At 67.3% G+C, this 24,973-nt stretch carries 22 protein-coding genes; 10 read left to right on the forward strand and 12 right to left on the reverse strand.

Translation table 11 applies throughout. The features are described 5' to 3' along the window. The 7 genes from LIG30_RS26890 to LIG30_RS23920 form a co-directional block, all read left to right on the forward strand. Window positions 1-1,000, forward strand: a 1,000-nt coding sequence (locus tag LIG30_RS26890) for a hypothetical protein (protein WP_038716135.1), incomplete at its 5' end; no start/stop codon positions are given. 646 nt (window positions 1,001-1,646) lie between these two features. Continuing rightward, entirely contained in the window at window positions 1,647-1,961 is a 315-nt protein-coding gene (locus LIG30_RS23895; protein ID WP_038716136.1) for an ArsR/SmtB family transcription factor, read from the forward strand. A 63-nt stretch (window positions 1,962-2,024) separates the two neighbouring features. Further along, window positions 2,025-3,086 (forward strand): alkene reductase, encoded by a 1,062-nt coding sequence (locus LIG30_RS23900; RefSeq protein WP_038716139.1) that lies wholly within the window; start codon window positions 2,025-2,027, stop codon window positions 3,084-3,086. 604 nt (window positions 3,087-3,690) lie between these two features. Continuing rightward, window positions 3,691-4,257 (forward strand): fimbrial protein, encoded by a 567-nt coding sequence (locus LIG30_RS23905; protein WP_038716141.1) that lies wholly within the window; start codon window positions 3,691-3,693, stop codon window positions 4,255-4,257. 100 nt (window positions 4,258-4,357) lie between these two features. Then, the gene (locus LIG30_RS23910) at window positions 4,358-5,101 is read left to right on the forward strand and encodes a fimbrial biogenesis chaperone (RefSeq protein ID WP_038716143.1); all 744 of its coding nucleotides are present in this window, start codon (window positions 4,358-4,360) and stop codon (window positions 5,099-5,101) included. 211 nt (window positions 5,102-5,312) lie between these two features. Continuing rightward, window positions 5,313-7,922, forward strand: coding sequence for a fimbria/pilus outer membrane usher protein (locus LIG30_RS23915; RefSeq protein WP_038716146.1), 2,610 nt, complete (start codon window positions 5,313-5,315; stop codon window positions 7,920-7,922). Window positions 7,923-7,931: 9 nt separating this feature from the next. Further along, the gene (locus LIG30_RS23920) at window positions 7,932-8,891 is read left to right on the forward strand and encodes a fimbrial protein (RefSeq protein ID WP_235510392.1); all 960 of its coding nucleotides are present in this window, start codon (window positions 7,932-7,934) and stop codon (window positions 8,889-8,891) included. A gap of 93 nt (window positions 8,892-8,984) precedes the next feature. On the opposite strand, the gene hcaD is transcribed toward LIG30_RS23920, so the two are convergent. The 5 genes from hcaD to hcaE all read right to left on the reverse strand — a co-directional run bounded on the left by hcaD (window position 8,985) and on the right by hcaE (window position 13,372). Further along, window positions 8,985-10,205, reverse strand: a complete 1,221-nt coding sequence (hcaD, locus tag LIG30_RS23925; RefSeq protein WP_038716149.1) for a 3-phenylpropionate/cinnamic acid dioxygenase ferredoxin--NAD(+) reductase subunit — start codon at window positions 10,203-10,205, stop codon at window positions 8,985-8,987. Window positions 10,206-10,262: 57 nt separating this feature from the next. Then, a complete protein-coding gene (gene hcaB, locus LIG30_RS23930; protein WP_038716150.1) occupies window positions 10,263-11,075 on the reverse strand; it encodes a 3-phenylpropionate-dihydrodiol/cinnamic acid-dihydrodiol dehydrogenase in 813 nt (270 codons plus the stop codon). Between the two features lie 79 nt (window positions 11,076-11,154). Beyond that, entirely contained in the window at window positions 11,155-11,475 is a 321-nt protein-coding gene (hcaC, locus tag LIG30_RS23935; RefSeq protein WP_038716152.1) for a 3-phenylpropionate/cinnamic acid dioxygenase ferredoxin subunit, read from the reverse strand. A gap of 2 nt (window positions 11,476-11,477) precedes the next feature. Then, on the reverse strand, window positions 11,478-12,020 hold the full coding sequence (hcaF, locus tag LIG30_RS23940; protein WP_038716155.1) for a 3-phenylpropionate/cinnamic acid dioxygenase subunit beta: 543 nt from the start codon (window positions 12,018-12,020) through the stop codon (window positions 11,478-11,480). Beyond that, the gene (gene hcaE / locus LIG30_RS23945; RefSeq protein ID WP_038716179.1) at window positions 12,017-13,372 is read right to left on the reverse strand and encodes a 3-phenylpropionate/cinnamic acid dioxygenase subunit alpha; all 1,356 of its coding nucleotides are present in this window, start codon (window positions 13,370-13,372) and stop codon (window positions 12,017-12,019) included. Before hcaE ends, hcaF begins: the two co-directional genes overlap by 4 nt. Window positions 13,373-13,496: 124 nt before the next feature. Between hcaE and hcaR the strand changes: the two genes are divergently transcribed. Then, window positions 13,497-14,390 (forward strand): DNA-binding transcriptional regulator HcaR, encoded by an 894-nt coding sequence (gene hcaR / locus LIG30_RS23950; protein ID WP_038716157.1) that lies wholly within the window; start codon window positions 13,497-13,499, stop codon window positions 14,388-14,390. Window positions 14,391-14,513: 123 nt separating this feature from the next. Here the strand turns inward: hcaR and LIG30_RS23955 are convergent, their stop codons facing one another. From LIG30_RS23955 to LIG30_RS23985, 7 genes are all read right to left on the reverse strand, one after another. Further along, entirely contained in the window at window positions 14,514-15,383 is an 870-nt protein-coding gene (locus LIG30_RS23955) for an alpha/beta fold hydrolase (protein ID WP_038716159.1), read from the reverse strand. A gap of 87 nt (window positions 15,384-15,470) precedes the next feature. Further along, a complete protein-coding gene (gene mhpT, locus LIG30_RS23960; RefSeq protein WP_038716161.1) occupies window positions 15,471-16,703 on the reverse strand; it encodes a 3-(3-hydroxy-phenyl)propionate transporter MhpT in 1,233 nt (410 codons plus the stop codon). A 112-nt stretch (window positions 16,704-16,815) separates the two neighbouring features. Then, entirely contained in the window at window positions 16,816-17,838 is a 1,023-nt protein-coding gene (gene dmpG, locus LIG30_RS23965; RefSeq protein WP_038716163.1) for a 4-hydroxy-2-oxovalerate aldolase, read from the reverse strand. A gap of 13 nt (window positions 17,839-17,851) precedes the next feature. Next, window positions 17,852-18,799 (reverse strand): acetaldehyde dehydrogenase (acetylating), encoded by a 948-nt coding sequence (locus LIG30_RS23970; RefSeq protein WP_038716165.1) that lies wholly within the window; start codon window positions 18,797-18,799, stop codon window positions 17,852-17,854. An 8-nt stretch (window positions 18,800-18,807) separates the two neighbouring features. After that, window positions 18,808-19,587 carry a fumarylacetoacetate hydrolase family protein gene (locus LIG30_RS23975; protein WP_038716166.1) on the reverse strand — a complete coding sequence of 260 codons (780 nt, stop codon included), beginning with the start codon at window positions 19,585-19,587 and terminating at the stop codon, window positions 18,808-18,810. A 19-nt stretch (window positions 19,588-19,606) separates the two neighbouring features. After that, entirely contained in the window at window positions 19,607-20,563 is a 957-nt protein-coding gene (locus LIG30_RS23980) for a 3-carboxyethylcatechol 2,3-dioxygenase (RefSeq protein ID WP_038716168.1), read from the reverse strand. Window position 20,564: 1 nt separating this feature from the next. Continuing rightward, window positions 20,565-22,406, reverse strand: a complete 1,842-nt coding sequence (locus LIG30_RS23985) for a bifunctional 3-(3-hydroxy-phenyl)propionate/3-hydroxycinnamic acid hydroxylase (RefSeq protein ID WP_051995161.1) — start codon at window positions 22,404-22,406, stop codon at window positions 20,565-20,567. Window positions 22,407-22,678: 272 nt separating this feature from the next. Here LIG30_RS23985 and LIG30_RS23990 point away from each other — a divergent pair, with 272 nt between their 5' ends. Continuing rightward, window positions 22,679-23,476, forward strand: a complete 798-nt coding sequence (locus tag LIG30_RS23990; RefSeq protein ID WP_038716171.1) for a DNA-binding transcriptional regulator — start codon at window positions 22,679-22,681, stop codon at window positions 23,474-23,476. 156 nt (window positions 23,477-23,632) lie between these two features. Further along, complete coding sequence (locus LIG30_RS23995) at window positions 23,633-24,925, forward strand: aspartate carbamoyltransferase (RefSeq protein ID WP_038716174.1); 1,293 nt, start codon at window positions 23,633-23,635, stop codon at window positions 24,923-24,925. Window positions 24,926-24,973: the final 48 nt, after the last annotated feature.

Here is a 24,973-nt window from a genome sequence, read left to right on the forward strand (position 1 = left end):
ACGGGTTCGCCGGACGCTTACCACCCTGTTTCGCCAGCACTCTCTCGAGGACATTTCCCGGGTCGTCGCAGCGGACTATCGCGTGGGCCTGTGGAAGATGTTTGGCAAGAAGCCTGTCGAACGGTTTTATCAAACCATGCTTGTCCCGCGAGAAGTAACCGCGCAACAGATGCGGGAGGTCAGTCCAGACGAGTGGTTTCAACCGAACCTTCTCTATCGTTCGCCCTTTACGTCGTTCAACAAGATGTGGTTCTTCTGGGGACGATGCGGCCTCGACCGCAACTTGGGGTACGCGTTAAGTGACATTGTCGGTCGAAGCGAAAACAACGGAGTTCGCCAGGCCTTCGAGAAGTTGTTCGAGGCGTATGTCGGTCGCAGCCTGGCCCTGACGGGCGTTGAGGTTCTGGGCGAAAACGAGGTTCGCGCTCGTTTCGCTGTCGAAGGTCAGTGCTGCGACTTCGCGGTGCTGGACGGTGCTGGCGTTGTGTTGCTCGAGGTCAAGAATAAAGCGCTGACTCACACGCTTCCGGCTAATGGAACCGCCCGCGACTACGCTTCAAGGCTCAGTGCGACCGTGAGAAAGGCAGATGGGCAGCTTCGAAATGTTGAGGCCTTCGTGCGAAAAGCTCGCCCCGAAACGACTGTGCACAAAGTCGTCATCACTTACGGCGACCTTTTTGCATCCGAGACGGACCAACTCTTCACGACGAGCGCGGACCAATTCGCATCGGACAGCCCCACGTACATCCTCAGCGTTGACCATCTCGACCGCCTCGTTGAGGTCGTGCGTCGGGGCCAGTGCCGGTTCGCGTCCTTTTTCGAAGATTACACGCAGAGGCGACGCCAGCCTGAGAGGCGTCTTTTGTTGCTTTCGGAGCTCCTGAACGAGGAGCCTTATCTCGGGCCAGATTTGCCGGCGCATCTCTACGATATCTACGAGCAGTTCTACGAGAAGTTGGCTGAGCGGGCGCAACCGAAGCAAAAGGTCGTCGCCACTTGAGGGGTAGATGCCAGCAATTGCGTGGCAGAAAGGTCTGGAGGATGGTCAGCTTGGGCCGACACTGAGAGCCGCGAACGTCCGCTCAATGAGGCATCGCTCCTGTGCAATTTGCCGAATCTGCAAGGCAATCGCAAAAAGGGGCACCGAAAAAGGCTCCGGAGCCCCTTTGACAACAGTTTCAGTTACGCCTTGTCAGGCAAAGCTTAGCGGCAGAAAAGGCCCTCGTAACCAAACCTAAATCGAGCGCCCGTAACCGGAATTAATGCAACTTAGCACACGCTGTCGACACAACGAGCGCTCTTACTCCACGTCACCGAGTTCGCCAGATTCCACGTTTTGTCTACATCGAACTGACAGACGCCAACGACTGCGTTCTTGGACGTCCCTGAAGAGCACAGGTGTTTGTCGATAAAATAAAAAACTATCAATATTAAAATATAATAGTTTTTGTGAGTCGCGTTTCCTCAGTTTAGAGGCTATCTACAGTCGCGGTCCAAGCCCGACAGACCTTATCGTCGCCCGACAGACTTAATTGTTTCCTATCAACACATCACCCCTATCGTCAGCAGTGACTTTTTGTATATCGTCATTTTCCGATATATGATTCGCAAAACGACGATCCACCTCGTTTCACCGAAGCCCACCCATGACCGACGACATCGACATCGACTTCGACGCGATCCACAAGGCGCTCGCCAATCCGGTCCGCCGCGAGATCCTCGCGTGGCTCAAGGAACCGCACGCGCACTTCCCCGACCAGACGCTGCCGTTCGACCACGGCGTCTGCGCGGGCCGGATCGACGCGCGCTGCGGCCTGTCGCAGTCCACTGTCTCCGCGCATCTCGCGACGTTGCAGCGCGCGGGGCTCGTGACGTCGACTCGCATCGGCCAATGGGCATTCTTCAAGCGCAACGAGGCGGTCATCGACGCGTTTCTCGACGCACTGCGCCGCGAACTCTAGCCCACCCGGCCGGACAGGCCACGCGGACACCCCGCCCGCGCTTTCCTCAAGAGGTCACTTGCCATGCCTACGTTGTTCGATCCCCTCGTCCTCGGCGACCTGACGCTGCCGAACCGCATCGTGATGGCGCCGCTCACGCGCACCCGCGCGGGCGACACCCGCGTGCCCAACGCGCTGATGGCCCGCTATTACGCGGAGCGCGCGTCCGCCGGCCTGATCATCAGCGAGGCGACGTCCGTGACGCCGCAAGGCGTCGGCTATGCGGGCTCGCCCGGCATCTGGTCCGACGAGCAGGTCGAAGGCTGGAAGCGCGTCACGCAGGCCGTCCATGACGCGGGCGGACGCATCTTCCTGCAGCTGTGGCATGTCGGCCGGATTTCCGATCCGATGTTCCTCGACGGCGAACTGCCGGTCGCGCCGAGCGCGATCGCCGCACAAGGCCACGTGAGCCTGGTGCGCCCGGCACGGCCGTACGTCACGCCGCGCGCGCTCGGCCTCGACGAGATTCCGGGCGTCGTCGCCGCGTTCCGCAAGGGCGCGGAAAACGCGAAGGCCGCCGGCTTCGACGGCGTCGAAATCCACGGCGCGAACGGCTATCTGCTCGACCAGTTCCTGCAGGACAGCACCAACCGCCGCACCGACGCGTACGGCGGGCCGGTCGAGAATCGCGCGCGCCTGCTGCTGGAAGTCACCGACGCGGCGATCGCGGTCTGGGGCGCCGGGCGCGTCGGCGTGCATCTCGCGCCGCGCAGCGACGCGCACACGATGGGCGATTCCGACCCGGCCGCGACGTTCGGCTACGTGGCGCGCGAACTGGGCCGCCGCAAGATCGCCTTCATCTTCACGCGCGAATCGTTCCGCGGCGATCAGTTGAGCCCACACCTGAAGGAAGCGTTCGGCGGGCCGTTCATCGCAAACGAGAAATTCACGCTCGACACGGCGCAGCAGGCGCTCGCGCGCGGCGACGCCGATGCGATCGCATGGGGTCAGTTGTTCATCGCGAACCCGGACCTGCCGCGCCGCTTCGCGCTCGACGCACCGCTCAACAAGCCGGTGCCCGAGACGTACTACGCGGCCGGGGAAACCGGCTACACCGACTACCCGTCGCTCAGCAACGCGGCCTGACGTCCGGGAGCCCCTCCGTGCGCACGCACGAACGCGCGTGCGCCGGTTCGCTAGTTCGCTAGTTCGCTAGTTCGCTAGTTCGCTAGTTCGCTAGTTCGCCGGTTCGCCAGTTCGCGCGCGCCGCCGCGCGCGAGCCGGCGGCGGCGCCGTGTCTAGCGCCGCGTCGCCGAGCGCGTTGAGATCCTCACCCTGGCTGCCTTCGACGCCAGATGACACCGAACCTTCGGTACTACAGCCCACCGCCGCAGCCGATCGCACCACACACCACGCCTCGCAAACACATTGATTCGCATTCCTTCTCTTTCGCGAATCTGACTTCAAAATTTCTCGCGCCGGATTGCCCCTTTCCCTTGGCTGCCCGGTTCGCTTCCGCCGTACCCGTTACGCCCCCTCCCGCGCGCACCGACACGCTCTCCGTCCGACTTACCTCATCGTTCAACGCATCGTACTAGTCCTATAAAAGTCATCGAATTACGAGATGCGGTCTGATTAAAACCGCGCGTCCGATTTTCGATAATGGTTTCCGAGACGAGCAACGTCACCGTTTCAAACGACTCAAGCACGTTTCACCCCGTCAACCTCGTACACCCAGGGAATCCAGACAATGAAGATCGCGACGAACCGCAAACTCCTCTCCCTCCTGCTGGTCTCGGCCGGCCTCGCCGCCGCTTCGGCAGCACACGCATCGGACGGCACCATCACGTTCACCGGCAACGTGATCGCGTCGACCTGCAAGATCAACGGCAACCAGGCCGACATTTCGGTCGCGCTGCCGCACGTCGGCGCCAACACGCTCGGCGCGGCCGGCGCCACCGCAGGCCGCACGCCGTTCTCGCTCGCGCTGACTGACTGCACGACGGGCGGCACCAACCCGACGAAGGTCGCCGTGGTGTTCGAATCGGGCTCGAACGTCGATCAGACCTCGGGCCGCCTGACGCTCGACGACGGCACCGCCGAAGCGCCCGCCGCGAAAAACGTCCAGATCAGCGTCCTGAACGACAAGCAGCAACCGATCAAGGTCGGCTCGGAAGGCGACCAGGGTTCGCAGACCGTCGATATCGCGGAAGACGGCACGGCGCAGCTGAACTATTTCGCCGAGTACCACGCGACAGACAAGGCCGAGGCAGGCGCGGCCAACTCGAAGGTGCAGTACTCGCTGACCTATCAGTAAAGCGCGCGCACGGAGCCGCTCCCGGGCGGCGTGGCTCCGGATTCCAAACCGCTACCCCGGGCGCGCCGCCCGGGATGACGTCCCCTCCACCTGAGTCGCCATGAAGATCATCAAATCACTTCAAGTCATCGCCCTGATTTCCGCCGCGATCGCCTCGCACGCGTATGCCAGCGTGGTGATCTCGGGTACGCGCGTCATCTTCCCGTCCACGGAGCGGGAAGTCACGGTCAAGCTCACGAACGAAGGCAAGGCGCCCGCGCTGGTGCAGGCCTGGCTGGACAACGGCGATCCCAACGCGTCGCCCGACGACATCGACGTGCCGTTCACGCTGATGCCCGCGATGTTCCGGATGGAACCGGGCAAGGGCCAGACGCTGCGCATGATCCATACGAACGAGCCGCTGCCGGCCGACAAGGAGTCGCTGTTCTGGCTCAACGTGCTCGAAATTCCGCCGAAGAACGCAACCGGCGCGGACCGCAACCAGCTTCAGATCGCGTACCGCTCGCGCATCAAGGTGATGTACCGCCCCGACGGCCTGCCGGGCAATGCCAATACCGCCCGCAACCAGCTCGGCTGGCAGCTCGTCAAGGCGGAAGGCGGCCGCTATGCGCTGCAGGCCACGAACCCGACGCCCTACGTCGTCAATTTCGGCAGCGTCGCGCTGAAATCGGCCGGCCAGAAATACGATGCCGGCATGGGCTATGTGCTGCCGGCCAGCACCCGGCAGTTCCCCGTCAAGGACCTCGCCGCCCATCCCGCGGCCGGCGCCACGGTCGAATTCAACAGCATCGACGACTGGGGTGCGTCGAGCGACAACTCGCAACCGGTTTCCGAAAAACCGTAACGCCCTCGCCACGCCGGCGGCAACGCCGTCACCAGCGGCCGGCACACGCCGCCCTTTCCTTGCCGCCCCGGATGCACTGCCGGGCCCGGCAACCGCGTCCGGACCGCCACCGCCCCGGGCGATGCCCGAATGCCTGACGCGCACGCGGCGCGGTCCACCGCCGCGCGCCGGCGAGACACGTTCAGTGCCCATCAACCAGGAGTGCCGGAACATGACCTCGATTCGACATGCGGCCCGTGACGTGCCGAGCGTCCCGCGCCTCAACCCCCTCCACGTACTGATCCTGTCCAGCCTGGCGGCATGGGCCGGCGACGGCCGCGCCGACACGCCCGCCCCCCTGCAGATCGCGCAGACCCAGTTCGCGCAGGTCGAGTTCGACGCCGGGTTCCTCGGCAACGGCAGCGGCAAGCGCGTCGACATCTCGCGGTTCTCCCGCGGCAACGTCACGTCGCCGGGCACCTACAGCGTGGACATCCACGTCGGCCAAGACTGGATCGGTCGCGCCGACGTGCCGTTCCAGGCCGCGCCCGGCACGCCGGACGCTCAGCCGTGCTTCGACCGCTCGCTGCTCAAGCGCATCGGCATCGACTTCACGAAACTGTCGCCCGAGCTGAACGTCGAGCTCGGCGGCGAACGCGCATGCCTGCGCATCGGCCAGGTCGTGCCGGACGCGAGCGCGGCATTCGATTTCACCGAGCAGAAGCTGACGCTGAGCATTCCGCAGGCATCGCTCGCGCGCAAGCCGCGCGGCTACGTGAGCCCCGAGCAATGGGATGCCGGCGTGCCCGCCGCGATGCTCGGGTACAACCTCAACGTCTACGGCTCGAAGACCAGCGCCAGCACGGCCCGGATCCAGGGCTATCTCGGGCTGAACGGCGGCGTCAACATCGGCGACTGGCATTTCCGTCATAGCGGCTCGTATACGTGGTCGTCGCAAGGCGGCAGCCAGTATCAGGACATCGCCACCTATCTGCAGCGCGACCTGCCGTCGCTGTCGTCGCAACTCGTGATCGGCGAGAGCTACACGTCTGGCGAACTGTTCGACTCGACCCAGTTCCGCGGCGTGCAGCTGTCGACGGACGACCGGATGCTGCCCGACTCGCTGCGCGGGTACGCCCCGGTCGTGCGCGGCATCGCGAACAGCAACGCGAAGGTGACGATTCACCAGAACGGCGTGACGATCTACGAAACCACGGTCGCGCCGGGCGCCTTCGAGATCGACGACCTGTATCCGACCGGGTACGGCGGCGACCTGAACGTGTCGGTCACCGAAGCGGACGGCTCCGTGCACACGTTCGCCGTGCCGTACGCGGCGGTGCCGCTGTCGCTGCGCCCCGGCATCAGCCGCTACAGCTTCGTCGCGGGCACGCTGCGCAATCCGCAAGGCACGAGCGATCCGCTGTTTGCGCAGGCAACGTACCAGCGCGGCCTGACCAACCTGCTGACCGGCTACGGCGGCGTGACGGCCGCGTCCGGCTACGCGGCCGCGATGCTCGGCGCGGCATTCAACACGTCGGTCGGCGCCTTCGGCCTCGACTACACGCACGCGCTGACGTCGATTCCGGGCGACCGGCGCTTCAACGGCTCGAGCCTGCGGCTCAGCTATTCGAAGGCGGTCGCGGCCACCGGCACAGACATCGCGCTGGCCGCCTACCGGTACTCCACGAGCGGCTACTTCAACCTGAACGACGCGATGCTCGCCCGCGACACCGCGCGCAACGGCGGCAGCATCGACGCCGTCTGGCGCCAGCGCAACCGCGCGTCGCTCACGCTCAGCCAGCGGCTCGGCGAAAAAGGCGGCCAGCTCAGCGTCACGGCCTCCACCGCCCGCTACTGGAACCGCGCCGGCTCGGACATCAACTACTCGGTCGGCTACAACAATTCGTACCGTGGCATCTCGTACAACCTGAGCGCGACGCGCCAGCGCGATTCGGCCGGCGACATGAGCACGCTCTACTACGCCGGCGTGACGATCCCGCTCGGCAAGACGCGCCCGATGACGCTGACGGGCAACTTCTCGCGCGACACGCAAGGCCAGATGCGGGCCCAGTCGACCCTGTCCGGCTCGGCCGGCGCCGACCACGCGCTGTCATACAGCCTCAGCGCGGATCACGCCTCCGGCTCGGGCCATTCGACGACCAACGGCAGCGGCAGCATGACCTACCGCTCACGCGTGGCAGAGCTGAGCGCGAGCGTCGGCGGCAACACCGACTACCAGCAAGGCTCGATCGGCGCGCGCGGCGCGGTGGTCGCGCACCCGGGCGGCATCACGTTGTCGCAACCGCTGTCGGAGACCTTCGCGATCGTCGAAGCGCCCGGCGCGGAGGGCGCGCGGGTTGCGAACGCGTCGGGCGTACGGGTCGACAGCCGCGGCTATGCGGTGGTGCCGTATCTGACGCCGTATTACCTGAACACCGTCGAGCTCGACCCGAAGGGCATCTCGATGGACGTCGAACTGAAGGAAACGAGCCAGCAGGTCGCGCCGCACGCGGGCTCGGTGTCGTTCGTCCGGTTCTCGACCGAGACCGGCCGCGCCGCGATCATCCAGGCGCGCCGCGCGGACGGCACGCCGCTGCCGTTCGGCGCGGCAGTCTACGACGCCACCGGCAAGGACATCGGCATCGTCGCGCAGGCGAGCAAGATCTTCGCGCGCGGGCTGGAGGAGAAAGGCGAGCTGACGGTCAAGTGGGGCGACGATGCCGGATCGGCCTGCCGGATTTCCTACGACCTGCCGACGCGCGACGGCAAGGGCAAGCGCAGCGGCTTCCAGACGATCAAGGGCGTGTGCGCACCGGGATCGGCGATCGCAAGCAATCAATAAGGAAAGCGTATGTTCTCTACCGTTCACCGTTCGAAAGACACGACGCTCGGCAGGCGTCATGCGGTCGCGCGCATCATGCCCTGGCTGGCGCTGGCCGCGATGGCGGCGCCCGTTCCGGCAGTGGCCGACGCACTGTATGCGTTCGGGCAGGCCTCGATCGTGATTCCGTCGAATGCACCGGCCGGCACGGTCGTCGCACGGACCTACTTCACGCCGCAGGAATTTTGCGGCAGGGACACCTGCAACCTCACCGGCGCGACCCTGTACAACAAGGGGAGCCTGCTCCAGTCGAAAGCGGGCCCGGATCTCGAAACGAACGTGTCCGGGCTGTCGACGCGGATCCTCGTCGACGGCACGCCGGTCACGACAGGTATTGGCGGGACGACGCTGCGCGGCATCGCCGAAGTCCAGCTGTTTCGCGACAGCCGCACGCCGAAAGACGGCTCGCTGAATTCGGGCGCCTTCAGCGCGTACTTTCTGGTCCGGTACAAGGGCACGTTGATGACCGAGACCACGTCGGTGTATCTCAGCGCGAAGGCCGCCTTCATCAACGGCACGTGCTCGGTATCCGACCAGACCGTCACGCTGCCGTCGGTGCCGCAAAACGCCTTCACCGGCGTCGGCTCGACCACCGGCGAGACGGCGTTCCAGTTGCGCCTGAACAACTGCCCGGCCGGCTACAACCGGATCGGCTACCAGTTGTCGCCGATCGACGGCGCGGTCGCCGGCGCGCCCGGCACGTTGAAGCTGCGCCCGGATTCCGGCGCATCCGGCATCGGCATCCGGATCACCGACGGCGCAAGCGGCCAGCCGCTGCCGCTGGGCCAGTCGCACACGGTGACCGGATACGACTCAGGCACCGGCGGATCGCCGTCGATTCCGCTGAATGCGTCCTATGTGCAAACCGACGGCGCGATCAACGGCGGTTCCGTGAACGCCGGGGTGCAGGTGATGCTCGACTACCAGTGACGACGCGGCCGGGGGGCATCGCCCGCCACCGTGCGACACTGCCGCGCCACACGCCCTCGCCTCCCGAGGGCGTGTTCACGCCAATGACAGCCGCTATGCCGCCTTCGCGAGCGCCCGCAGGTTCTGCCCCGCATCGGCCAGCACCTCGGGCGCGATCGACGCGCGACGCTCGATCAGCGTCCTGATGCTGCGCATGTCCTGCCCGCGGTTGAGCGTCACGCCAGCCGTCACCACGCCGTCGCGCAACCCGAACAGCGCGCAGGCCGAGCCCGGCATGTCGCCGCGCACGACCCATTCGTCCGCCGCCATGTCGCCGGCGAACTGCACGTTCACGCCGCACTGGTCGGTCCAGAACCACGGTACGTTCGGCGCATCGTCCGGCTCGCCGAGCATCGCGGCCACCGCCTTCGCCGCCTGGCGATTCGCGTTCTCCCAGGTCTCGCGACGCACGTGGCGGCCGGCCTGCGCGTCCCATTCAGCCGCGTTGTCGCCCGCCGCGAAGATGTCGGGATGCGACGTGCGGCAGGCGGCATCCACGAGGATCGCCCCGTCCGTGCGCAGGCCCGCCGCACGCGCGAGCGCGTCGTCGGGCTCGACGCCGATGCCGTAGACGATCACGTCCCCTTCGAGCACGGTGCCGTCGTCGAGCGTCAGCGCGAATGCGTTGCCGTTGCGCGCGGCCGCGACGAGCCGCCGCCCGGTCCGCACGTCGACGCCGCGCGCGCGATGCAGCGCGCGCAGGTGCTCGCGCACCAGCGGCGGCGCGCAGCGCGCCATCACGTCCGGCGCCTGCTCGATCACCGTCGCGTGCGCGCCGAGATCGACCGCGCTCGACGCCAGTTCCATCCCGATCACGCCGCCGCCGACGATCAGCACCCGCTGGCCTTCGCACAACGCGGCGCGCAGCGCGTGCGCGTCGTCGAGCGTGCGGAGCGTGAACACACCTTCGCCGAGGTCGTCCAGCATCGGCAGCCGGCGCACCCGCGCGCCGGTCGCCAGCAGCAGCTTGTCGAACGCGACCGACATCCCGTCGTTCAGCGTCAACACATGCGCATCGGCATCGATCGCGGTCACGCGCACACCGAGACGCAGCTCGATGCGCTGCTCCGCGTAGAAGGATTCCTGAAACAGCGCGACGCGCGTGTCGGCCGGACGCAGCAGCACGTCCTTCGACAGCGGCGGACGCTCGTAAGGCAGATGCGGCTCGTCGCCGATCAGCACGACGCGCCCCTCGAAACCGCGCCGCCGCAGCTCGGCGGCGGCCATCGCGCCGGCCTGGCCGGCGCCGACGATCACATAGGTCGTCTGGGTCATGCGTCTCCTCGTTTCGTTATATTCGCCGGCCGTGCCGCGCGCGGCGCGGCCGGCGCGTCACAGATGCAGGCCGCCCGCGACGTGGCGGATGCCGCGGATGCCGAGGCCGGCATCGGCCTGGATCATCACGCCGCTCAGCGTGCGGTTGTTCGCGCGCGACGCCAGCAGCACGAACGGGCCGGTGAAATCTTCCGGCGCGGGGAAGAACTGCAGCGGCAGAATGCTCGCGATCGCTTCCGGCGTGCGCGAATCCATGATGCGCTGCTGCGACTGGCCGAGCGACTCGGGACCGCGCAGGTCGCTCGCCATGCCGCACGGCCCGACGCCGTTGACGCGCACGCGCGGCGCCAGTTCGTACGCCAGCTCGCGAATCAGCCCGGTCGCCGCGTGCTTGCTCGCCGTGTACAGCGGCCCGCCGCCGCCCGGATAGAACGCCGAGTTCGACAGCGTGAAGATCATGCTGCCTTGCGACGCGAGCAGCGCGTCGGCCGCGGCCTTCGCGCCGAGCAGATAGCCCTTGAGGTTGATCCCGAACAGTTCGTCGAACCCCGCGTCGAGCCGCTCCGGCGACAGATCGAGCAGCGTCGCGCCGTGATCCCACACGGCCGCGTTGCCGACGAACGTGTCGAGCTTGCCGAAGCGCTCGATCGTCGCGGCCACCGCACGCCGGTTGTCGTCGTAGACGCGCACGTCTCCCTGCACGGCTTCGACGTCGGCGCCGAAGCGCGCGCGCAGCGCATCGACCTTCTCGGCCGAGCGTTCGAGCACGCCGACGCGCGCGCCTTCATTCAGGAAGCGCTCGACGAGCGCGAGTCCGAGCCCCGAGCCGCCGCCGGTGATCAGCGCGACTTCGCCGTCGAGCCAGCTCATGCTGCCTCCCGACGGGCCGCCCCGAGGAAGGCAGCCGCCCCCTCGGGGGGCAGCGAACGAATGTGAGCGTGGGGGCCGTTCATGCCACCTCCGGTTCGTCGACGTAGACCGAGCCCGCGTCGACGACGATCGGGAACGTGCGCAACGGGTCGGTTGCCGGCTGGCACAGCGCCGCACCGCTCTTCAGGCAGAAGCGTGCGGCGTGCAGCGGGCATTCGACCGTGCCGTCGTCTTCGACATACCCTTCGGACATCGATGCATTGCCGTGGCTGCACCGGTCGGCCAGCGCGTAGAACTCGCCCTGCACGTTGAACACGGCGATCGCCTGATGCGCGCCGTCCACCTTGATCGCCTCGCCGTCGGCCAGGCCGTCGGCGGGACATACGAAAATTCGAGCCATGATCAGAAAAGCACACTCAGGTTATGGGAGGTCAGCACCGCCTGGTCGAGCACGATCTCGCGGCGGCACACCAGCCAGCCCGCGCCGCCGTCGGCCGGGCGAAGCCGGTCGCGCCGCGCGCCGACGTAGAACGTCTCGTCGCGCTCTTTCTGCGAGCGGAACAGCAGGTAGTTGACCTGGGCGTCGTATTCGCCTGCCACGTCGGCCGCCTCGATCCGCACGTTGGTGACCAGGTGGCGCGTGCGCGACGGCGGCTCCTCCGCCCACGCCATGCCCGTCTCCAGGCGCGCGACACGGCGTTCGAGCTGCGACTTCGTGTCGTTGAAGATCCACGTCGTCGGCGGCTCCACGCCCTTGCGGCGATCGCGCGTCTGCGCGTTGACGACGGTGCGCATCGTGTAATGCACGTCTTCGCTCAGCAAGTCGAGCCAGTCGCGAAAGCGCCATGTGTCGAGGCAATCGGCTTCGCGATACAGGAACTGCGTGAGTTCATGATGCAGCGCCACGCTCACGGGCGCGCGCTCGATCGTTGCGACATCGCTCATTTCAGCACCTCCTGTTCGTATTCGCGGGTACGCTGCTCGACCTCGTCCCAGGTGTCCGACAGCAGCAGGTCGGCCCAGCGGCGATACATCGCGCGCGCGGCCGTTTCCGAGAAGATGTAGTTCGTGATGCCGGGAATGCCGTCGTCGCGGCGGCGCTCGCCGCCGAGGCCCATCTCCAGGCACAGGCGCGTCTTGCGCGCGCGGCTGCCGCGCAGCACCTTCTGCACTTCGACCCAGTTCTCCGAATCATCCTGCTCGAGGAAGCCTGCCGGGCCGAACGCGCGCGTCGCGCTGCGCTCGAACGCCGCCTTCACTTCGTCGGACGCGTCCTTGTCGGCGATGCAGAACGCCCACACCTCGACCTGGTTCGGGCCGCGCGGATGCCAGACCCGCAGCGTCGCGGTGCCGTTCAGCCAAGACAGCGTCGGGAACATCGTGTTGTGGCCCGCGAGGCGCAGCGCGCGCACTTCGCCGAGGCGCGCCTTCGCTTCCTCGTACGTATCGCGGAAATACTGCGACACCTCGCCGTCGACCCAGACGTTCGCGTCCGGCTTCTCGGTGAAGAAGAAGCCGCTGCCGTGGCCGGCCTGCCCGTACTGCAGCGCGTCCTTCGCGGTTTCCCACACCGGGCGCGCGGTCTGGCCGGCGCCGAGCGCCTTGTCGGCGTCGCCCGACTTCGCGCCGAGCACCTCGACCGCCGACGCGTGCGAGAACAGCGCGTGATACTGGTCGCTCGCGAACTGCTCGGCCGGGAATTTCCAGTTGCAGTCGATCACCCACTTGTGCACGCCGCCGATGATCTCGGTGCCGCCCTCGCGGCGATCCAGCACGCCGTCGAGATACCACGCGATGTCGCCCATGTAGGTTTCGAGATCCGGCGCGCTCGCATCCCAGTTGCCGAAGATCAGCCCCTTGTAGATCGCGACGCGGGTCACTTCCTGCAGGCCCCACTTCTCCTTGCACAGGCCCTGCGGGTATGCGCGCGGCTCGAGCGGCACATCGATCAGCGAACCGTCGACGCCATACGACCAGCCGTGGTACGGGCAGGTGAACGAACGGGTGTTGCCGGAATCGGCGAAGCTCACGCGCATCGAGCGGTGGCGGCACTGGTTGAGGAAGGCCTTCACCGAGCCGTCCTTCTGCCGGACGACGACGATCGGGTCCTCGCCCATGTATGTATTGAAGAAATCGCCCGCCTTCGGGATCTGGCTGACGTGTGCCAGGAACAGCCAGCAGCGGCCGAAAATGCGCTCGAGCTCGAGCGCGTAGATGTCCGGGTCGGTATAGATCGACGACGTCACGCGGCCGTCTCTTGCGTCGACCAGTGCATCGATATCAAGCTTTTCTGTCATTCGCGTCTCCTCCGTGGCACCATCCATTCCGTATGGACGAGCAAGCGGGAATGATCGTCGCCGCCCGCTTCGTTGTGAAATAGTTTGTTTGTTTGCCGTTAGACGTTTCAGCAATTACTGCCGAATGGAACTCCGCCACCTCCGCTACTTCATCGCGGTTGCCGATGAACTGAATTTCACCCGCGCCGCGCAGCGTCTGCACACGGCGCAACCGTCACTGAGCCAGCAGATCCGCGATCTCGAAGACGAGATCGGCACGCGGCTGCTCGAACGATCGAAACGCAAGGTCGAACTGACCGAGGCGGGCCGCGTGTTTCTCGCGGAAGCGCGGCTCGTGCTCGCGCAGGCCGATCGCGCGGTCGCGCGCGCACGGCAGGCGGGCCAGCAGCATGCGCTGACCGTGACGATCGGGTTCGTGCCCGCGGCCGAAATAACGATTTTTCCGGCGATCCTGCCGAAGCTCCGGATGCGGTGCCCGGGCGTCAACGTGGAGCTGCGAAGCCTGCCGACGATGGAGCTGGAAGAGGCGTTGCTGCGCGGCGACATCGACATCGCGTTCATGCGCCGGCCCGTGCATTCGCCGGACCTGAACGTGGAAGTCGTGCTGACCGAGCCGCTCGTGGTGCTGATGCCGGCGAGCCATCCGCTCGCCGCGCAGGCGCGCATCGAGCCGGCGATGCTCGACGGCCAGCCGTTCATCCGCACCAATCCGGCGTATGCCGGCCAGCTCTACGACATCGTTCAGGAATACTTCGAACGGCACCACGTTCAGCCGGACGTCGTGCAGGTCGCGACGAACATCCTGCTGAACCTGAACCTGGTCGGCATGGGGCTCGGGATCGCGCTCCTGCCCGCCTATGTCGAGGCGCTGGCCGGCGACACGATGTGCTGCCGGCCGCTGGCCGGCACGGCGCCCGAAATCGAGCTGGTGATGGTGACGCGCGCCGAGTCCCATCCTCCGGAGCTCGACGCGCTGGTCGACCTGATGCGTCGCGCGACCTTCAGGCGGCGCGGCTGAGCCGCGGCGCCCGTCGCGCGGCGCGCACAGCGCAACAAGCCGCGCGGCGGCGCACCGTCCGCGCGGTCAGGCTGGCAGCGTGTCGCGCGGCGGCGTGCGGGCGCACGCCGCCGCAAGCGGGACTCAGCCGGCGATGAACTCCAGCACCATCCGGTTGAACTTCTCCGCGTGCTCCCACTGCGCCCAGTGGCCGCAGCGGCTGAACACGTGCATCTCGGCGTTCTGCATGCCCCACACGAGACGCAGGCCGACGTCGAGCGGCACGAAGCGGTCGTCGCGGCCCCAGATCACGAGCGCGGGCGCCGCGATCTCGCCGAGACGCGGGCCGTAGTCGGTGAACTGCTTCGGATTCGCAGCCAGGCTCTTCACGAAATTCTCGAGATGGTCGCGGCGCGCGAGGATGTTCGCGAGACGCGCCTGCATCAGTTCTTCGGTCAGGCTGCTTGCGTCGTAGACGAAGACGTTGAGCATCCGCTTCAGGTTCTCGAGCGTCGGCTCGCGATACAGCAGCTGCAGCAGCTTGATCCCTTCGGTCGGCATCGGCACGAACTGGCTCGGGCCGCCCGTGCCGCCGCCCATCAGCACCAGCTTGCCGACCTGCTGCGGATACAGCAGCGCGAATGCGACCGCGCTATGGCCGCCCATCGAATTGCCGACGATGTGCACGCGATCGAGGCCGAGCGCATCGAGCAGCGCCTTCAGCGAGCGTGCGTTGAGCTCCGAGCGCGAGCCCGTGTTGACGATCGTGTCGCTCTTGCTCCAGCCCGGGCAGTCGAGCAGCACGACGCGGTAGCCCGCGTCGACGAATGCGCCGACGTTGCGGTTGAAGTTCGCCCAGCCGCTCGCGCCGGGGCCCGAGCCGTGCAGCATCACGACCGTCTCGCTGCCCTGCCCGGCGTCGTTGTAGTGCAGCTTCAGGTCGAATTCGCCGACCTTCACCTGCACGAACCGGCTGGTGCTTTCTTCCGTCAATGTCTGTCCTTGCTGCGTCATCTTGAACCTCGTCTGTCAATCGTTCGACCGGATGCGCGCGTCGCGCCGCATCCGCCCCATGAAGCGCCCATACGGCGCTTCGCATCCTTACTCCGTCGCGAACGGCTGCGCGGGCTCTCGATCCCGCGCGACGACCGTCAGCGCGGCGCATGCCGCGACGACGACGAGCGGAATGCTCGACGCCATCAGCATCGTCGTGCTCTGGCCCATCGCCAGCAACTGGCCGGCGACGAACGGCCCGAGGATCGAGCCGAACCGCCCGACCGCCACGGCCGCGCCGACGCCGGTGCCGCGCACGCGCGTCGGATAGATCGCGCTCGCGAGCGAATACAGCACCGACTGCCCGCCGACCAGGAACAGCCCGCACAGCAGCGCGCCGGACGCGAGCCATGCCGCGTCGCGCGATTCCGTCAGCACGGTCAGCGCGAGCGCGATGCCGACGTACATGCCGACCACCGTGCGCCGCCGTCCGAACCGGTCCATCAGGTTCGCGATGCCGACCGCGCCGATCCCGCCGCCCACGTTGAACATCATCTGCACGAAGCTCGACTGCGCATGCGTGAGGCCGCGCGTCATCACCATCGACGGCAGCCAGTTGAGCAGGAAATACAGCACGACGAGCGTGCCGAGATAGCTCACCCACAGCGCGGCCGTCGTTGCCGCACGCCCTTCCCCCCACAGCGCATGACCCGCGCCCGCTTCCGCCGACGTGTGCGCGATCCGCGACTGCGCGGCCACGAACTGTCCGGACTCCTGCAGCCAGAACGCGAGCAGCGGCAGCACCAGCAGCGGCCCGACTCCGCCGACGTAGAACACGTGCCGCCAGCCGGCCGGGCTCACGCTGACGATGCCGATCGCCGCCGCCAGCGCCGCGCCGAACGGCATCCCGCAGTACATCGCACCGACCGCGGTGTTGCGCCGGCGATCAGGCACGGCTTCCGCGCACAGCGCGATCAGGTTCGGCATCGCCGCGCCGAGCCCGAGCCCCGTCAGAAAACGCGCGGCCAGCAGGCTGTCGAAATTCCACACCTGCGTCGTCGCGAGCGAAAACAGCCCGAACAGCGCGACCGACAGCAGCAGCACCCGCTTGCGGCCGAGCCGGTCGGCCAGCCGTCCGCCCAGCGCCGCGCCGGGCAACAGTCCCAGCGCGCCGATGCCGAACGCCCAGCCCATCTGCCCGACCCCGAGCGCGAACTCGCGCGCCATGCGCGGCGCGGCAATGCCCGCCGACTGCAGGTCCAGTCCTTCAAGCAACGCAACGAGCAGGCAAAGGCCGATCGTGCGGGCGCCGCCGAGGCGGCCGTTCTCCGACGTGTTCATGAAAAGTCTCCAAGATCCGTGTATGCATCGCTCGTGGCGGCGATGTCTATCGATTTGCGGCGTCAAAAACACAACAGCGAAGGGCCGCGTCGCCGCCGCCCTTCGCCGTGTGTCATGCGCGTTCGCCGCTTGCGCGCTTCAGGTCCAGCGCGACGTCGACGATCATGTCTTCCTGACCGCCCACCATGCGTCGCTTGCCGAGTTCGACGAGGATGTCGACCGTCTTCAGGTCATACTTCTTCGCGGCCGCTTCCGAATGGCGCAGGAAGCTCGAGTACACGCCCGCATAGCCGAGCGCGAGCGTCTCGCGGTCCACCCGCACCGGGCGGTCCTGCAGCGGCCGCACGATGTCGTCCGCCGCGTCCATCAGCGTGTACAGGTTGGTGCCGTGGTTCCAGCCCAGACGCTCCGCCGCCGCGATGAACACTTCCAGCGGCGCGTTGCCCGCGCCCGCACCCATGCCCGCGAGCGATGCATCGATGCGGTCGCAACCTTCTTCGACCGCGGCGATCGAATTCGCGACGCCGAGGCTCAGGTTGTGGTGCGCGTGGATGCCCGTCTGCGTCGACGGGTCGAGCACCGCCTTCAGCGCGCGGAAGCGGTCGCGGATGTCGCTCATGCTCATCGCGCCGCCCGAGTCCACCACGTAGATGCAGGTCGCGCCGTAGCCTTCCATCTTCTTCGCCTCGACCGCCAGGTTCTCCGGCGTCGTCATGTGGCTCATCATCAGGAAGCCGACGGTATCCATGCCGAGCTCGCGCGCATACTCGATGTGCTGCTTCGAGATGTCCGCTTCGGTGCAATGCGTCGCCACCCGCACGATGCGTGCGCCCGCGTCATACGCGGCCTTCAGGTCGTGGATCGTGCCGATGCCCGGCAGCAGCAGCGTCGCGATCTTCGCGTGCTCGACCACGTCGGCCACCGCCGCGATCCATTCGAGATCGGTGTGCGCGCCGAAGCCGTAGTTGAAGCTCGAGCCCTGCAGGCCGTCGCCGTGCGCGACCTCGATGCTGTCGACCTTCGCCGCGTCGAGCGCGCGCGCGATCGTCTGCACGTTGTCGATCGAATACTGATGGCGGATCGCGTGGCTGCCGTCGCGCAGCGTCACGTCGGAGATGTACAGTTTCTTGCTCATGGGGAAGCCTTCCTTATGCGTTCGCGCGTTGCATCGACTGCGCCATGCGCTCGGCGGTCGCGAGCGCGGCGGACGTCATGATGTCGAGGTTGCCGGCATAGGCGGGCAGGTAGTGCGCCGCACCTTCCACTTCGATGAAGACCGAGGTCTTCAGGCCACTGAACTTGCCGAGGCCCGGGATATTGAGCGGTGCGTTTTCGGGGATCACGTCGAACTGCACCTTCTGCTTGAGGCGATAGCCCGGCACATACGCGTGCACCGCCTTCGCCATCTCCTCGACCGACGCCTCGATCTCGGCCTGGCTGGCCGCCTCGGACAGCACGTACACCGTGTCGCGCATCATCAGCGGCGGCTCCGCCGGGTTCAGCACGATGATCGCCTTGCCCTTCGCCGCGCCGCCGACCGCCTCGATTGCCTTCGACGTGGTTTCCGTGAACTCGTCGATGTTCGCGCGCGTGCCGGGGCCGGCCGACTTGCTGCTGATCGACGCGACGATTTCCGCGTAATGCACCTTCGCGACGCGCGACACCGCCGCGACCATCGGGATCGTCGCCTGGCCGCCGCAGGTCACCATGTTGACGTTGCCCGCGTCGAGATGCGCATCGAGGTTCACGACCGGCACGCAGTACGGGCCGATCGCCGCAGGCGTCAGGTCGATCACGCGGATGCCGGGCTTCAGCTTGCGCAGGAGTGCGTCGTTCTTCACGTGCGCGCCGGCCGAGGTCGCGTCGAACACGAAGTCGATCTCGTCGAACACGGGCAGGCGCGTCAGTCCTTCGACGCCTTCGTGCGTCGTCGCGACGCCCAGGCGCGCGGCGCGCGCGAGGCCGTCCGACGCCGGGTCGATGCCGACCATCGCCGCCATTTCAAGATGTTTGCCGTGCCGCATGATCTTGATCATCAGGTCGGTGCCGATGTTGCCCGAGCCGATGATCGCGGCCTTGAGTTTTTGAGCGCTCATGGAGGTCCTCAATCGATGAAGGTTGCGCGCACGCTGCCGAGGCCGGCGATCTGCGCGGTAAACGTGCCGGGCGACTTGACGGCCACCATCGGGCCGAGCGCGCCGGTCAGGATCACGTCGCCGGCGCGCAGCGGCGTGCCGAGCTGCACCATGCGGTCGGCGAGCCACGCGGCCGCGTTCAGCGGATTGCCGAGGCAGGCCGCGCCGTTGCCACGCGACAGCACCTCGTCGCCCGACGACAGCGTCATCTCGCAGCCGGCGAGATCCAGATCCGACAGCGGCACCGGGCGGCTGCCGAGCACGAACAGCGCGCTCGACGCGTTGTCGGCGACGGTGTCGACGAAGCGGATGTTCCAGTCCTTGACGCGGCTGTCGACGACTTCGATCGCCGCGAGCGCATAGGCGGTCGCGCGCTGCAGGTCGACGAACGTGTGCTTTTCCTGCACTAGATCGTGCTCGAGCACCAGTGCGATTTCGGCCTCGACCTTCGGCTGGATCAGCTGCGACAGGCGCATCGGTTCCGCGTCGCCGTATGCCATCGACGCGAACAGCGTGCCGAAGTCGGGCTGGTCGACGCCGAGCTGCTTCTGCACCGCCAGCGACGTCAGGCCGATCTTGCGGCCGACCACGCGCTCGCGGCGCAGCGCGGCGTTGGCTTGCTGGATCGCGTATGCGCCTTCGGCGTTCTGTTCGCCGATCTCCGCGCGCAGCGGGTCGACCGGCGCGCGGTCGCGCTCCGCGTCGCGCAGCCGCGCGGCGAGCGCGCTGACTTGTTCTGGGGTCAACATGTCGTTACTCCTGGTTTCGTTAGCGGGACGAACGCGCGTCGGCGGTCGAGCCGTGCATCGCGGCAAAGCCCGCGATCCATTCCGGAATCGGACGGTAGTAGTCGCGCACCGCGTGGTACGGGCCGGCGGCAGCGAGGGCGGCGAACGCCGCGACCCACGAGCGAATCTCGTGCGCCGACTTGCCGCCGTCGCGCGTGATCGCCGCGTTGGTCATCCCGTCGAGGGCTTTCAGATCGCCGCGCTCGAGCAGATCGAGGAACGCCTCGTCCCACTCGGGATTCAACGGATGCAGATGGCTGTCGCCCGTCGTGAACGCCTGCGCGGCGGCCACCGTGCGGGCCTGGCGCGCGGCGCGCGATTCGGCGCCCGGATTGCGCCCGGCGATCAGGCGTTCGGCGACCTCCTCGTTCGCGCCGGCCAGCTCCGGCACCGGCGGCTCGTGCGAGATCCCGCCCGAGCCGATCACGAGCACGCGGCGGCCGAGCCGCGACGCGAAGCGGCCGACCGCGTCGCCCAGCAGCCGCGCGCGGCGCAGCGACGCCATCGGCGGCGCGACCGAATTCAGGAACACCGGGATCACCGGATAACGGTCGAGGCCGCCCGTCATCACTTCGAGCGCCTGCGCGAAGCCGTGGTCGATCTGCATCCGGTACGACACAGCGACGTCGACGTCGGCATCGAGCACCGCCTCGGCCAGCTCGCGCGCGAGCGCTTCCGGCACGTTCAGCGGGCCCGCCATGCTCTTGAAGTCGCCGATCGCACGCGCCGCCATGCCGATGCAGAACGGCGGCATCAGGTCATAGAAGAAGCCGTTGTAGTGATCCGGCCCGAAAAGAACGATGCATTCCGGATCGAACGCTTCGACGCGGGCACGCGCGGCGGCCTGCACGCGTTCTACTTCGGCGACGACCTCCGGCACGGGATCGACATAGCCGTGCAGCGGCGTATGAGACAAACATTCAAGGTGAATCGGCACGTCATGCTCCCATCGGTGTTGCGACGCCCGCGAACGCGGTCGCCTCGGTCCGCGCGCCCTGCGTCGCGGACACGGTGTCGGTCAGTTTCAGCAATCCGGCCAGCTCGACGATCGCGCCCGACACTTCCTGCGGCGTGCACACGCCGGCGACGAAGCGGTCCGGTCGCAGCAGCACGACCGATTGCGGGATCTGGGTGAACCAGTCCTTCAGGCGGCCCGTCGTGTCGCCGATCGCGATCACGCCGTCGGGCACGTCGGCGGCATAGTCGAGCTGGACATCCGGCTTCGCGAGCACGAAGCACGCGCCGAGCCGCTCCCACACCGCGCGGGCCGAGTCGGTCAGGCCGAAGGTCGGGTCGCTGCCCCAGCCGATCACCGCGAAGCGGTTGCCGATCACGTCATCGAGGCGCACGGTGCGGCCGTCCGCGGTGCGCACGCGCGGCTGGATGAACATCCGGCCGACCGGCGAGCGGCCGAGCGCGTCGCGGCCATGCACCAGCTGCCCGAACCACGAGCTGCGCTTCTGGCTCATCAGCCCGAGCAGGCGGCCCGGCGCGGAACCGCCCGCACGGTCGAGCAGGCGCGCGAGCACGCCGTCGGTGCGGGTGCGCTGCGGCAGCAGCACGACGCCCGCCTCGTAACGCGGCATCGGCTTGAAACGCATCTCGACGAAATAACGCTTCGCCGCCGGGAACGCGCCAAGCACCCGCACGAACGCGTCGCGCACCTTGGTGCCGAAGCGCGTCGTCGGCGCGAAGATGTCGCCCGCGACCTCGGACAGATGGATCATCGAACGCGCGTGATCGCGCCGTTCGAGCGTGTAGCTCGCGAGCAGCTCGGGGCGTGCGAGCCCCTTCGCGACCAGCGCGAGCTTCCAGCCGAGGTTGCTCGCGTCGCGAATGCCGCTGTTGTAGCCCTGCCCCTGCCAGACCGGCATGATGTGCGCGGCGTCGCCGGCGAGCAGCACGCGGCCGATGTCGAAGCTGCGCGCGAGGCGCGCGTTGTGCGTGTAGACACGCTTGCGGATGTAGTCGACCTTGTCCGGATCGGCGACGACCTTGCGGATCAGCGCCGCGAGGTTCTCCGGTTGCGACAGCTGCTCCTCGGTTTCGCCCGGCATCACCATGAATTCGAAACGGCGGATGCCGTGCGGCAGCGCGGCCGACACGTACGGGCGCTCGGGGTCGCAGTGCATGTAGATGTGCGGCGAGCCGATCGGGTCGTTGCGCACGTCGACGACGATCCACTGGTTCGGCTTCGTGCGGCCTTCGAACGGCACGTTCAGCGCGCGGCGCACGAAACTGTTGCCGCCGTCCGCGCCGACCATGTAGGCGGCGCGCACGGTCTTGCGCTCGCCGTTCGCGCCGGTCACCTCGATCGTCACGCCGTCGCTGTCCTGCGAGAACCCGTCGACCGTATGGCCGAGCAGCACGTCGACGTGCTCGAAGCGCTTCAGGCCGCCGTACAGGATGCGGTCGGCGAGCGGCTGAAGGAATGCGTTGCGGCGCGGCCAGCCGAATTCGTCGGTGCGCGGCTCGATCGACGCGAAGCAGTGACCGCTCTCGGTCACGAAGCGCATCCAGTGATCGGGAGTCGTGTGCGGCAGCAGCTCGCCGGCGAGGCCGACCGCCTGGAACACGCGCAACGCCTCGTCGTCGAGGCCGATCGCGCGCGGGTAGTCGATGATGTCGTCGAGCTTTTCGATGACGATCGCGTTGACGCCCTGCAGGCCCAGCATGTTGGCAATCATCAGGCCGACCGGGCCTGCGCCGATGATCGCGACGTCGGTCGCGACGACGGTCGGGCTGGCGAACGTGCGCTCAGCCCCGGTTTGGGGGGACATGTCTCTCTCCTATCTCTGAGGCGCGGTTCGCAGCCGCGCATCCTCTACTCACCACGAAACCGGTGCCGGCGACGCGGCACGCTCGCCGCCATCGCCATCCCGGCGCAGCCTCTGCTACGATGGGCGGGTCTTCCCTGACACCTTCCACCGGGCATCCTCTGCCGCCGGCGCATCCAGTTTCGAACAGAGTCTAAGGAGCGCGATGGCGCGCCTCAACAATTTGGACAGAATGTGCACCTGATGCACGCCTTTGTTTTATAAGGCTTTTTATCGTGTCGAAATACACCAGCGTAAGGGGACTGGCGCGCGGCCTGCAGGTGCTTTGCGCGCTCAACGCGATGGAGAACGGGCGCGCGACCAGCCAGCAGATCAGCGATGCGACGGGGCTGCACCGGACCACCGTGCGCCGGCTGCTGGAAACGCTCGTCGACGAGGGTTACGTGCGGCGCAGCGTGTCGGACGACAGCTTCCGGCTGACGCTCGGGGTGCGCGCGCTGAGCGAAGGGTTCACCGACGACGAGTGGATCGCGACCGTCGCGCCGCCGATCATGGCGCAGCTGACGCAGCGCGTCGTATGGCCGTCGGACCTGACGACGCCGGACGGCGACGCGATGATCATCCGCGAGACGACGCACCGCTTCAGCCCGTTGTCGTTTCACCGCTCGATGGTCGGGCGGCGGCTGCCGATGCTGACGACGGCCGCCGGGCGCGCGTACTTCGCGATGTGCCCGGATGCCGAGCGCGAGGACATTCTCGCGCTCCTGCGTGCGAACACCGACGACGAGGAGCAGCACCGCCTCGCGCTCGACGATGCGTATATCGCGAACCTGATCCGCCAGACCCGCGCGGACGGCTTCGGGCTGAACGCGAGCGACTGGGGCGCGCAGAAGAAGATCGGCGCGGTCGCGGTGGCGATCGCCGCGCACGGGCACGTGCTCGGCTGCCTGAACGTGATCTACCTGTCGAAGGCGATCTCGTCGAGCGACGCGACCCGGCGCTTCGTGCCCGAGCTGCAGCGCGCGGCGCAAGAGATCGTCGCCGGGCTGGAAGGCGGCCCGGCGCAGGGGTGACGCGCCGGTTCGGTGGTTCGGTGGTTCGGTGGTTCGGTGGTTCGGTGGTTCGCCGGGCGGCTCGCGGCTCGCGCGCCGCAGCATCGTTTTTCCTTGACTTCCACGGCGGCCGCACTAATATACGCACCGCGTATATTTTCCAAAACAGGTGCTCCGATGACCGTTCCCCAGCAGGCCTTCCTCCGCGATGCGATGCGCCGCCTCAACATGACGCGCGAAGCGTTCGCCAATCGTATCGGCGTGAGCCGCCGCGCACTGGACACGTGGCTTCTGCCTGACGATTCGCAGGAATCGCGCGGCATGCCCGAGATCGTCGAGCGCTTCGTGTCGGAGATCGTCTGCCGCGCGACCCCCGACGAAACATATACGCAAAGCGTAGAGACGCAAGGCCTCGCGAGTCAGTTCCTGTTTGAAGGCAAGCCGCAACTGCTGTCGGTCGACCAGTTTTCCCGGGATTCGGTCGAGGCGCTGTTCCGCGTCGTCGACGTGATGCAGCCGATCGCGCGCCGCCGCAAGATCTCGCGCGTGCTCGAAGGCGCGGTGCTCGGCAACCTGTTCTTCGAGGCCAGCACCCGCACCCGCGTGTCGTTCGGCGCGGCGTTCTGCCGGCTCGGCGGCTCGGTCTGCGACACGACCGGCTTCACGTTCTCGTCGATGGCGAAGGGCGAATCGATCTACGACACGAGCCGCGTGATGTCGGGCTATGTGGACGCGCTCGTGATCCGCCATCCGGAAAAGGGCTCGGTCGCCGAATTCGCGCGCGCCACCAACCTCCCGGTGATCAACGGCGGCGACGGCCCGGGCGAGCATCCGAGCCAGGCGCTGCTCGACCTGTACACGATCCAGCGCGAGTTCTCGCGGCTCGGCAAGATCGTCGACGGCGCGCACATCGCGCTGGTCGGAGACCTCAAGTACGGCCGCACGGTCCACTCGCTCGTCAAGCTGCTCGCGCTGTACCGCGGCCTGAAGTTCACGCTCGTGTCGCCGCCGATGCTCGAGATGCCGGCCTACATCCTCGACCAGATCTCGAAGAACGGTCACGTGATCGAGCAGACGCACGACCTCGCGGCAGGGCTGAAAGGCGCGGACGTCGTCTATGCGACGCGCATCCAGAAGGAGCGCTTCACCGACGAATCGTTCGAAGGCTACACGCCGGACTTCCAGATCAACCAGGCGCTCGTCGACGCGGTGTGCGGGCCGGACACGCTGATCATGCACCCGCTGCCGCGCGACAGCCGCCCGGGCGCGAACGACCTGTCGACCGACCTGAACCGCGACCCGCGCCTGGCGATCTTCCGCCAGACCGACAACGGCATTCCGGTGCGGATGGCGATTTTCGCGACGCTGCTCGGCGTCGAGAACCTCGTGCAGCACTCGATGCGCGATGCGACGTGGCGGCCGCCTGCGTACCTCGGGCCGGAGGACGCGGTCTTTCACGGGATTGACTGATCGCTGGCCGGGCGGCGCTGAGGCGCCGCCCTCTGCCCTCTGCCCTCT

The organism is Burkholderia sp. lig30 (genome assembly GCF_000687455.2).
In the GTDB taxonomy this organism is placed as follows: Bacteria; Pseudomonadota; Gammaproteobacteria; order Burkholderiales; family Burkholderiaceae; genus Burkholderia.

Coding starts and splice junctions, on each gene's coding strand:
- LIG30_RS23895 (WP_038716136.1), top strand. CDS start 1,647: ATGACCGACGACATCGACATCGACTTCGACGCGATCCACAAGGCGCTC.
- LIG30_RS23900 (WP_038716139.1), top strand. CDS start 2,025: ATGCCTACGTTGTTCGATCCCCTCGTCCTCGGCGACCTGACGCTGCCG.
- LIG30_RS23905 (WP_038716141.1), top strand. CDS start 3,691: ATGAAGATCGCGACGAACCGCAAACTCCTCTCCCTCCTGCTGGTCTCG.
- LIG30_RS23910 (WP_038716143.1), top strand. CDS start 4,358: ATGAAGATCATCAAATCACTTCAAGTCATCGCCCTGATTTCCGCCGCG.
- LIG30_RS23915 (WP_038716146.1), top strand. CDS start 5,313: ATGACCTCGATTCGACATGCGGCCCGTGACGTGCCGAGCGTCCCGCGC.
- LIG30_RS23920 (WP_235510392.1), top strand. CDS start 7,932: ATGTTCTCTACCGTTCACCGTTCGAAAGACACGACGCTCGGCAGGCGT.
- hcaD (WP_038716149.1), bottom strand. CDS start 10,205: ATGACCCAGACGACCTATGTGATCGTCGGCGCCGGCCAGGCCGGCGCG.
- hcaB (WP_038716150.1), bottom strand. CDS start 11,075: ATGAGCTGGCTCGACGGCGAAGTCGCGCTGATCACCGGCGGCGGCTCG.
- hcaC (WP_038716152.1), bottom strand. CDS start 11,475: ATGGCTCGAATTTTCGTATGTCCCGCCGACGGCCTGGCCGACGGCGAG.
- hcaF (WP_038716155.1), bottom strand. CDS start 12,020: ATGAGCGATGTCGCAACGATCGAGCGCGCGCCCGTGAGCGTGGCGCTG.
- hcaE (WP_038716179.1), bottom strand. CDS start 13,372: ATGACAGAAAAGCTTGATATCGATGCACTGGTCGACGCAAGAGACGGC.
- hcaR (WP_038716157.1), top strand. CDS start 13,497: ATGGAACTCCGCCACCTCCGCTACTTCATCGCGGTTGCCGATGAACTG.
- LIG30_RS23955 (WP_038716159.1), bottom strand. CDS start 15,383: ATGACGCAGCAAGGACAGACATTGACGGAAGAAAGCACCAGCCGGTTC.
- mhpT (WP_038716161.1), bottom strand. CDS start 16,703: ATGAACACGTCGGAGAACGGCCGCCTCGGCGGCGCCCGCACGATCGGC.
- dmpG (WP_038716163.1), bottom strand. CDS start 17,838: ATGAGCAAGAAACTGTACATCTCCGACGTGACGCTGCGCGACGGCAGC.
- LIG30_RS23970 (WP_038716165.1), bottom strand. CDS start 18,799: ATGAGCGCTCAAAAACTCAAGGCCGCGATCATCGGCTCGGGCAACATC.
- LIG30_RS23975 (WP_038716166.1), bottom strand. CDS start 19,587: ATGTTGACCCCAGAACAAGTCAGCGCGCTCGCCGCGCGGCTGCGCGAC.
- LIG30_RS23985 (WP_051995161.1), bottom strand. CDS start 22,406: ATGTCCCCCCAAACCGGGGCTGAGCGCACGTTCGCCAGCCCGACCGTC.
- LIG30_RS23995 (WP_038716174.1), top strand. CDS start 23,633: ATGACCGTTCCCCAGCAGGCCTTCCTCCGCGATGCGATGCGCCGCCTC.